The following is a 7,225-nucleotide window of genomic DNA, read 5'->3' on the forward strand; positions in this document are numbered from 1 at the left end:
CCGCCCAGGAGGGCGCGCGGATGCTGTCCAAGGTGGGCTCACTGCTCGGCAAGAAGGGCGCCTGACATGACCGACACTCCCCGCATCGCCGCCTGGTTCGACGTCCTGCTCGACAGGAAGGGCAGCGACCTGCACCTGAGCGTGGGCTACCCGCCCCTGGGCCGCATCCGCGGCGAACTGGTGCCCCTGCGCGACGAGCCCCTCTCCTCCAACGAGCTGGAGTCGCTGCTCTTCGAAATCTGCTCGCCGGAGCAGAAGCGGCAGATTGTCGAGGAGCTGGACCTGGACTTCGCCTACGGCTACGGCACCAAGGCCCGCTTCCGCGCGAACTACTTCTACAAGATGACCGGCATTGGCGCCGTGTTCCGCACCATCCCCAGCAAGGTGCTGTCGCTGGAGGACCTGAAGACGCCGGAGGTGGTGCGCAAGATGGCGGACCGCCGCAGCGGCCTGGTGCTGGTGACGGGCCCCACGGGCTCCGGCAAGTCCACGACGCTCGCGGGGATGATCAACCACATCAACAAGACGCGCGCCGCGCACGTGCTCACCGTCGAGGACCCGGTGGAGTTCGTGCACGAATCGCTCAAGGCCCAGGTCACCCACCGGGAAGTGGGCCCGCACGCGTCCAGCTTCGCCACCGCCATCCGCTCCGCCGGCCGCGAGGACCCCAACGTCATCCTCATTGGCGAGCTTCGCACCAACGAGACCATGAAGCTGGCGCTCCAGCTGGCCAGCTTCGGCGTGCTCGTCTTCGCCACGGTGCACACCAACAGCGCCCCCGCCACCATCGACCGCATCATCAACTCCTTCCCCGCGGACGAGCAGGGCCAGGTGCGCGGCATGCTCGCGGAGTCGCTGGCCGGCATCGTCGCCCAGCAGCTGATCAAGACCGCGGACGGCAAGGGCCGCGTCGCCGCGCTCGAAATCCTGGTGGGCAGCGCCGCCATCGCCGCCATGATTCGCGAGGGCAAGGTGTTCCAGATTGCCTCCAAGATGCAGGCGGGCCAGGGCCAGGGCATGCAGACCCTGGACATGCACCTGGAGCGGCTGGTGAAGGACGACGTCATCCTCCCCGAGGCCGCCCTGGAGAAAGCCCAGGACAAGGAGAATTTCGTGAAGGTCATCCAGCGGCTGAAGCCGGACTGGCAGGTGCCGGAGACGCTGAAGGCCTGAGCGGCCAGCCGCGACAGTGGAGAGGGAATTTGCTTTCTGCCCCCGACTTCGCCTTTGTTCTGGAGTGAACGTGGACCCGGCCTGGCAGGACGGGTCCCTACACTTCCGAGGGGGAAGTCATGGATGAGCAGCAGCTGGAGATGATGCGGCAGATGCAGGAGCAGCAGTCGGCGGGCCCGGGTCCGCTGTTCTGGATCTTCTACCTGGCCTTCATCGGCTTCGTGGTCGCGGGCATGTGGAAGACGTTCAGCAAGGCGGGCGAGCCGGGCTGGGCGGCCATCGTGCCGTTCTACAACGTCTATGTGATGACCAAGATCGTCGGCCGTCCGGCGTGGTGGGTGGTGCTGGCCCTCCTGCCGTGCGTGAACATCATCGCGCTGTTCATCATCAGCATCGACATGGCGAAGTCCTTCGGCAAGGACGTGGGCTTCGGCATCGGCCTGGCGCTGCTCGGCCCGGTCTTCTACGCCATCCTCGGCTTCGGCGACGCGCAGTACCAGGGCCCGGCCGCCTCCGGCGGTGGCATGGCCGCGGCGTAGTCCCCCACGGCTTTCGGGCCGTGAACGGCGGCGGTGAAGTGGCCTTCCGGTCGCTTCACCGCCGTTCGTGTTTCTGGGGCCCGCCGGTTCGGATAGAGCCGGGACATGGCCTCCGCTCTCCGCCCCTTTCGTGTCCTCGCGCTGGCGCTCTTCGCCGCGACGGCCTGTGACTCGCGCGGTTGCGCCCGGAAGACCGGGCCGCTCGTGTACGTGAGCAACGAGGGCTCCGACGACCTCTCCGTCATCGACGCGGAAGCGAACCGCGTCATCGCCACCATCCCCGTGGGCAAGCGGCCCCGGGGCCTGCGCCTGTCTGCGGACGGCCAGCGGCTCTACGTGGCGGTGAGTGGTTCCATGCGGGCGCCGCCCGGCACGGACGAGGACACCCTGCCCCCGCCGGACCGGACCGCGGACGGCATCGCGCTGGTGGACACGAAGACGCACCAGGTCCTGCGCGTGCTGGAGAGCGGGGACGACCCCGAGTCCTTCGACGTGTCCCCGGACGGCCAGCGCCTCTACGTCTCCAACGAGGACGCCGCGAAGGCCTCCGTGGTGGACGTGGCCACGGGCAAGGTGACGCACGCGGTGCCCGTGGGCGGCGAGCCCGAGGGCGTCACGCTGCGCCCGGACGGCCGCTTCGCCTGGGTCACCAGCGAGGAGGACCACCACGTCTACGTCATCGACACCGGCACGCAGGCGGTGGTGGCGCGCATCCCGGCGGGAGGCCGTCCGCGCGCGGTGGCCTTCACGCCGGATGGCGCGTGGGCCTTCGTCACCGCGGAGCAGGGCCGCACCGTCACCCGCGTGGACGCGAAGACACACCAGGCGAAGGGCACGCTGAGCTTCCCGGAAGCAGGCGCGAAGCCCATGGGCGCGGTGGTGTCCCCGGACGGCCGCACGCTGTACGTCACCACCGGGCGCGGCAAGGCCGTGGCCATCATCGACGTGGCGGCCTGGAAGCTGCTGCGCACCGTGGAGGACGTGGGCGAGCGTCCCTGGGGCGTGGGCATCACGCCGGACGGCCAGCGGCTCTTCACCGCCAACGGCCCCTCCAACGACGTCTCCGTCATCGACCCCGCGACGGGCCAGGTGCTCAAGCGCATCCCCGTGGGCACGCTGCCCTGGGGCATCGCGGTCTCCCGCTGAGAGGAAGATTGGGACCCGGGTTCCATGCCTGCGTCCGGCGGTGGACAGAGCGTCGGCCCTCCATCGGATGTCCAACGGCCCAAGGTCTCGATTGCCGCGACAAACCCAGCGGGTTCCCTAGGGTGGCGCGCCTATGCCGTATCGAAGCTGCGTGTCGTCGTGGGTCCTGGCCGGCCTCTTCCTCCTGACTCCGGGTTGCAAGAAGGAGGGAGGCGCGCACCCTTCCTCCGCGCAGGGCTCCAGCAACCTTCCGGCCGGAGCGACGAAGCCGGACGCGTCGAAGCTGGCGGAGGACGACGGGCAGTGGCTCACGGCGTCCAAGGACGCGGCCAACACGCGCTACAGCCGGCTCAAGGAAATCCACGCGGGCAACGTGAAGGACCTGAAGCTCGCCTGGTCGTGGTCCACGGGGCTGGTGCGCGGGCATGAGGCGGCGCCGCTGGTGGTGGGCTCGACGATGTACGTCGTCACGCCCTTCCCCAACCGGCTGGTGGCGCTGGACCTGACGAAGGAAGGCGCGCCGGTGAAGTGGACGTACGAACCGGCGCCGTCGCCCTCGGCCCAGGGCGTGGCGTGCTGCGACGTCGTCAACCGGGGCGCGTCGTACGCGGACGGGCGCCTCTTCTTCAACACGCTGGACGCGCACACGGTCGCGGTGGACGCGCAGACGGGCAAGGAGCTCTGGAAGACGAAGCTGGGGGACATCAACAAGGGCGAGACCATGACCATGGCGCCCCTGGTGGTGCGCGACCGGGTCATCGTGGGCAACAGCGGCGGCGAGCTGGGCGTGCGCGGCTGGGCCGCCGGCCTGGACACGAAGACGGGCGCCATCGCGTGGCGCGCGATGAGCACGGGCCCGGACGCGGACGTGCTCATCGGGCCCAACTTCAAGCCGTTCTACGCGTCCGACCAGGACAAGGACCTGGGCGTGCGCACGTGGCCGCCGGACCAGTGGAAGATTGGCGGCGGCACCGTGTGGGGCTGGGTGTCGTACGACGCGGCGCTGGACCTGGTGTTCTACGGCACCGGCAACCCCGGCCCGTGGAACCCGGAGCAGCGGCCCGGGGACAACAAGTGGACGTGCGGCATCTTCGCGCGTCGCCCCTCCACGGGCGAGGCCGTCTGGTTCTACCAGTGGAGCCCTCACGACCTGTACGACCACGACGGCATCAACGAGTCCATCGTCGCGGACCTCACCGTGAACGGGAAGCCGCGCCAGGTGCTCATCCATCCGGGGCGCACGGGCTACGTCTACGTGCTGGACCGCGCGACGGGCCAGGTGCTGTCCGCCACGCCCTTCGGGCACATCACCACCAGCACGGGCGTGGACCTGAAGACGGGCCGCCTCCAGCCGGTGCCGGGCATGGAGACGGGCTTCGACAAGACGATTCGCGGCATCTGCCCGGCGTCCCCCGGGTCCAAGGACTGGTCGCCCTCCGCGTTCAACCCGGAGACGGGGATGCTCTACATCCCGGGCAACAACCTGTGCCAGGACGCGCAGGGCTACGAGGCCAACTACATCGCGGGCACGCCATACGTCGGCATGAACGTGAAGATGTACGCGGGGCCGGGCGGCAACCGGGGCGAGTTCATCGGCTGGGACGTGGCCGCCGGCAAGAAGGTCTTCGGCATCCCGGAGAAATTCCCCGTGTGGAGCGGCGTCGTGGTGACGGCCGGCGACGTGGCCTTCTACGGAACGATGGATGGCTGGTTCAAGGCCGTGCACGCGCGCACGGGCCAGGAGCTGTGGAAGTTCAAGGTGGGCAGCGGAATCATCGGCCAGCCCATCACCTTCCGGGGCCCGGACGGCAAGCAGTACGTGTCCGTGCTCTCCGGCGTGGGCGGCTGGGCGGGCGCCATCGTCGCCGGTGAGCTGGACCCTCGCGACGACAACATCGCGCTGGGCTTCGGTGCCGCCATGAAGGACCTGCCGCAGCACACCACGCGCGGCGGCACGCTCTACACCTTCGCCCTGCCCTGAGCCTCCAATGAGTGTCCTTCTTCCATGGACCGTGGGCCTGCTCCTGTTCGCCAGTGGCGCCGGGCCCACTCCGTCTGAACCGAAGCCCGAGCGCGTGCTGCGCGTGTGCGCGGACCCCAACAACCTGCCCTTCTCCAACGCGCGCGGCGAGGGCTTCGAGAACCGGCTGGCGGAGCTGCTGGGCCGCGAGCTGAAGGCGCGCGTCGAGTACACGTGGTGGGCGCAGCGCCGGGGCTTCATCCGCAGCACGCTCAAGGCGAACCTGTGCGACGTGGTGATGGGCGTGCCCTCGGAGCTGGAGATGGTGCTGCCCACGCGGCCGTACTACCGCTCCACCTACGTGTTCGTGTCGAAGAAGGACGGCGGGCCGAAGGTCCGCTCCTTCGACGACCCCGTCCTGCACGACGTGAAGGTGGGCGTGCACCTGGTGGGGGATGACTTCTCCAACACGCCGCCCGCGCACGCGCTCACCCGGCGCGGCATCATCCAGAACGTCGCCGGCTACACGCTCTATGGCGACTACACGGAGGACAGCCCACCGTCCGCGCTGGTGGAGGCCGTGCGCAAGGGCGACGTGGACGTGGCCGTGGTGTGGGGGCCGCTCGCCGGTTACTACGCGCGCCGCCCGGGCGTGCCGCTCACGCTGACGCCCGTGACGCCCCAGGTGGATCCACCGGGGCTGGTGTTCGCCTTCGACATCGCCGTGGGCGTGCGCCGGGGAGACAAGGCCCTGCGCGATGAGCTGGACGCGGCGCTGACGCGGCGCAAGCGCGAGGTGCGGGCCCTGCTCGCGAGCTACGGAGTGCCGTCACCATGAGCCGCTGGGTGCTGATGGGTGCCCTGCTGTTCCTCACCTCCTGCGAGCGCGAGCAGCGCCGCTTCCAGGAGCTGCCCGCGGCCGCGCGTCCCGCCGCGCGCGACGTCCAGCAGTCGGAGCTCCAGGCGGGGCCCGTCGCGCCTGCGCCCCCCACGCCGCCCACGCGCGCCGCGTCCGAGGACAACGCCTACGACGTCAGCCAGGGCAAGCGGCTGTTCGTCTGGTTCAACTGCTCCGGGTGCCACGCGGCGGGCGGAGGCGGCGGCATGGGTCCGCCGCTGATGGACGCGAAGTGGAGATACGGCAGCGAGCCGGAGAACATCTACGCCACCATCGTCGAGGGACGGCCCAACGGCATGCCGTCCTTCCGGGGAAAGATTCCGGACACGCAGGTGTGGCAGCTGGTCGCCTACGTGCGCTCCATGAGCGGGCTCTTGAAGAAGGACGTGGCGCCCGGCCGGAGCGACACGCTCAACACCCGGCCCTCGGAGTCCAGCAAGGCGCGGGAGACGCCTCGCCCCGAAGAGGTGGAGCAGCCGCGATGAAGCGCCTGCCGATAGTCCTGTGGCTCTGCACCGGGTGCGGCGGCGGGCTGCGCATGCTCGATGCGCGGGGGCCGCACGTCGAGCGCCTGCGCTCGCTCTGGGACCTGCTGTTCCTCATCTCCGCCGTCGTGCTGACGGCCGTGGTGCTGGCCATGCTGGGCGCGCTCCTGCGCCGGCGTGGCGGTTCGAAGGCGCAGGTCCCGGAGGTGGAGGCCCACTCCGTGCCGCCGGACGGCGCGGGGGCCCGGCCGGTGGACCCGGCCCGTGAGCGCAGGATGGGCCGCGTGGTGGGCCTCTGCGCTGGCCTCACGGTGGCGGTGCTCTTCGTCATCACCGTGGCCAACGCGAGCACGGGCGCGGCGCTCGCGCGGCTGCGCAGCCCGGAGGCGCTGGAGATTCAGGTGGTGGGGCACCAGTGGTGGTGGGAGTTCCGGGTGCAGGACCCGGACCCCTCGCGCATCCTCGTCACCGCCAACGAGCTGCACGTGCCGGTGGGCCGCCCCGTCATCCTCAAGCTCAACTCGCGTGACGTCATCCACAGCTTCTGGGTGCCGGAGCTCACCAACAAGCGCGACCTCATCCCCGGCCAGCAGAACACGCTGGAGCTCCAGGCGGACCGGCCCGGCACCTTCTTTGGCCAGTGCTACGAGTTCTGCGGCATCCAGCACGCGAAGATGGGCTTCGTCGTGGTGGCGGAGAGCCCCGAGCAGTTCGAGGCCTGGCGCAACCACCAGCTCCAGCCCGCGCCCCAGCCCACGGCCCCCATGGCACAGCGGGGCCAGCAGGTGTTCCTCCAGGGGCCGTGCGCGCTGTGCCACGCCATCAGCGGCACCGGCGCCGCGGCGTCCACCGGACCCAACCTCACCCACGTCGCCAGCCGCTCCACGCTGGCCGCCGGCGCGCTGCCCTTCGACCGGGGGCACCTGGCCGGATGGATCCTCAACTCCCAGAGCCTCAAGCCCGGCAACAACATGCCCGCCCTCACCCTGCCGCCGGATGACCTCCAGGCGCTGCTCGTCTACCT

At 70.2% G+C, this 7,225-nt stretch carries 7 protein-coding genes; all 7 read left to right on the top strand.

Annotated elements, in window-relative coordinates:
• The first annotated feature begins 66 nt into the window (after positions 1 to 66).
• On the top strand, positions 67 to 1,173 hold the full coding sequence (locus tag D7X55_RS32330) for a type IV pilus twitching motility protein PilT (RefSeq protein WP_120551636.1): 1,107 nt from the start codon (positions 67 to 69) through the stop codon (positions 1,171 to 1,173).
• A 119-nt stretch (positions 1,174 to 1,292) separates the two neighbouring features.
• Positions 1,293 to 1,712 carry a DUF5684 domain-containing protein gene (locus tag D7X55_RS32335; protein ID WP_121725075.1) on the top strand — a complete coding sequence of 140 codons (420 nt, stop codon included), beginning with the start codon at positions 1,293 to 1,295 and terminating at the stop codon, positions 1,710 to 1,712.
• A 105-nt stretch (positions 1,713 to 1,817) separates the two neighbouring features.
• Positions 1,818 to 2,858 carry a beta-propeller fold lactonase family protein gene (locus tag D7X55_RS32340; protein WP_121725076.1) on the top strand — a complete coding sequence of 347 codons (1,041 nt, stop codon included), beginning with the start codon at positions 1,818 to 1,820 and terminating at the stop codon, positions 2,856 to 2,858.
• Between the two features lie 151 nt (positions 2,859 to 3,009).
• Positions 3,010 to 4,839 carry a methanol/ethanol family PQQ-dependent dehydrogenase gene (locus D7X55_RS32345; protein WP_199747258.1) on the top strand — a complete coding sequence of 610 codons (1,830 nt, stop codon included), beginning with the start codon at positions 3,010 to 3,012 and terminating at the stop codon, positions 4,837 to 4,839.
• 7 nt (positions 4,840 to 4,846) lie between these two features.
• Complete coding sequence (locus D7X55_RS32350) at positions 4,847 to 5,656, top strand: substrate-binding domain-containing protein (protein WP_120551639.1); 810 nt, start codon at positions 4,847 to 4,849, stop codon at positions 5,654 to 5,656.
• Entirely contained in the window at positions 5,653 to 6,201 is a 549-nt protein-coding gene (locus tag D7X55_RS32355) for a cytochrome c (protein WP_120551640.1), read from the top strand. Before D7X55_RS32350 ends, D7X55_RS32355 begins: the two co-directional genes overlap by 4 nt.
• Positions 6,198 to 7,225 (top strand): cytochrome c oxidase subunit II (gene coxB / locus D7X55_RS32360; protein WP_121725078.1); only part of this gene is annotated, 1,028 nt, incomplete at its 3' end. The genes D7X55_RS32355 and coxB, both read left to right, overlap by 4 nt.

The organism is Corallococcus sp. AB049A (genome assembly GCF_003668885.1).
GTDB lineage: Bacteria > Myxococcota > Myxococcia > Myxococcales > Myxococcaceae > Corallococcus > Corallococcus interemptor.

Excerpts from the sequence above, each read along its gene's own strand:
- D7X55_RS32350 (WP_120551639.1), top strand. The coding sequence starts at position 4,847 with ATGAGTGTCCTTCTTCCATGGACCGTGGGCCTGCTCCTGTTCGCCAGT.
- D7X55_RS32340 (WP_121725076.1), top strand. The coding sequence starts at position 1,818 with ATGGCCTCCGCTCTCCGCCCCTTTCGTGTCCTCGCGCTGGCGCTCTTC.
- D7X55_RS32330 (WP_120551636.1), top strand. The coding sequence starts at position 67 with ATGACCGACACTCCCCGCATCGCCGCCTGGTTCGACGTCCTGCTCGAC.
- D7X55_RS32355 (WP_120551640.1), top strand. The coding sequence starts at position 5,653 with ATGAGCCGCTGGGTGCTGATGGGTGCCCTGCTGTTCCTCACCTCCTGC.
- D7X55_RS32335 (WP_121725075.1), top strand. The coding sequence starts at position 1,293 with ATGGATGAGCAGCAGCTGGAGATGATGCGGCAGATGCAGGAGCAGCAG.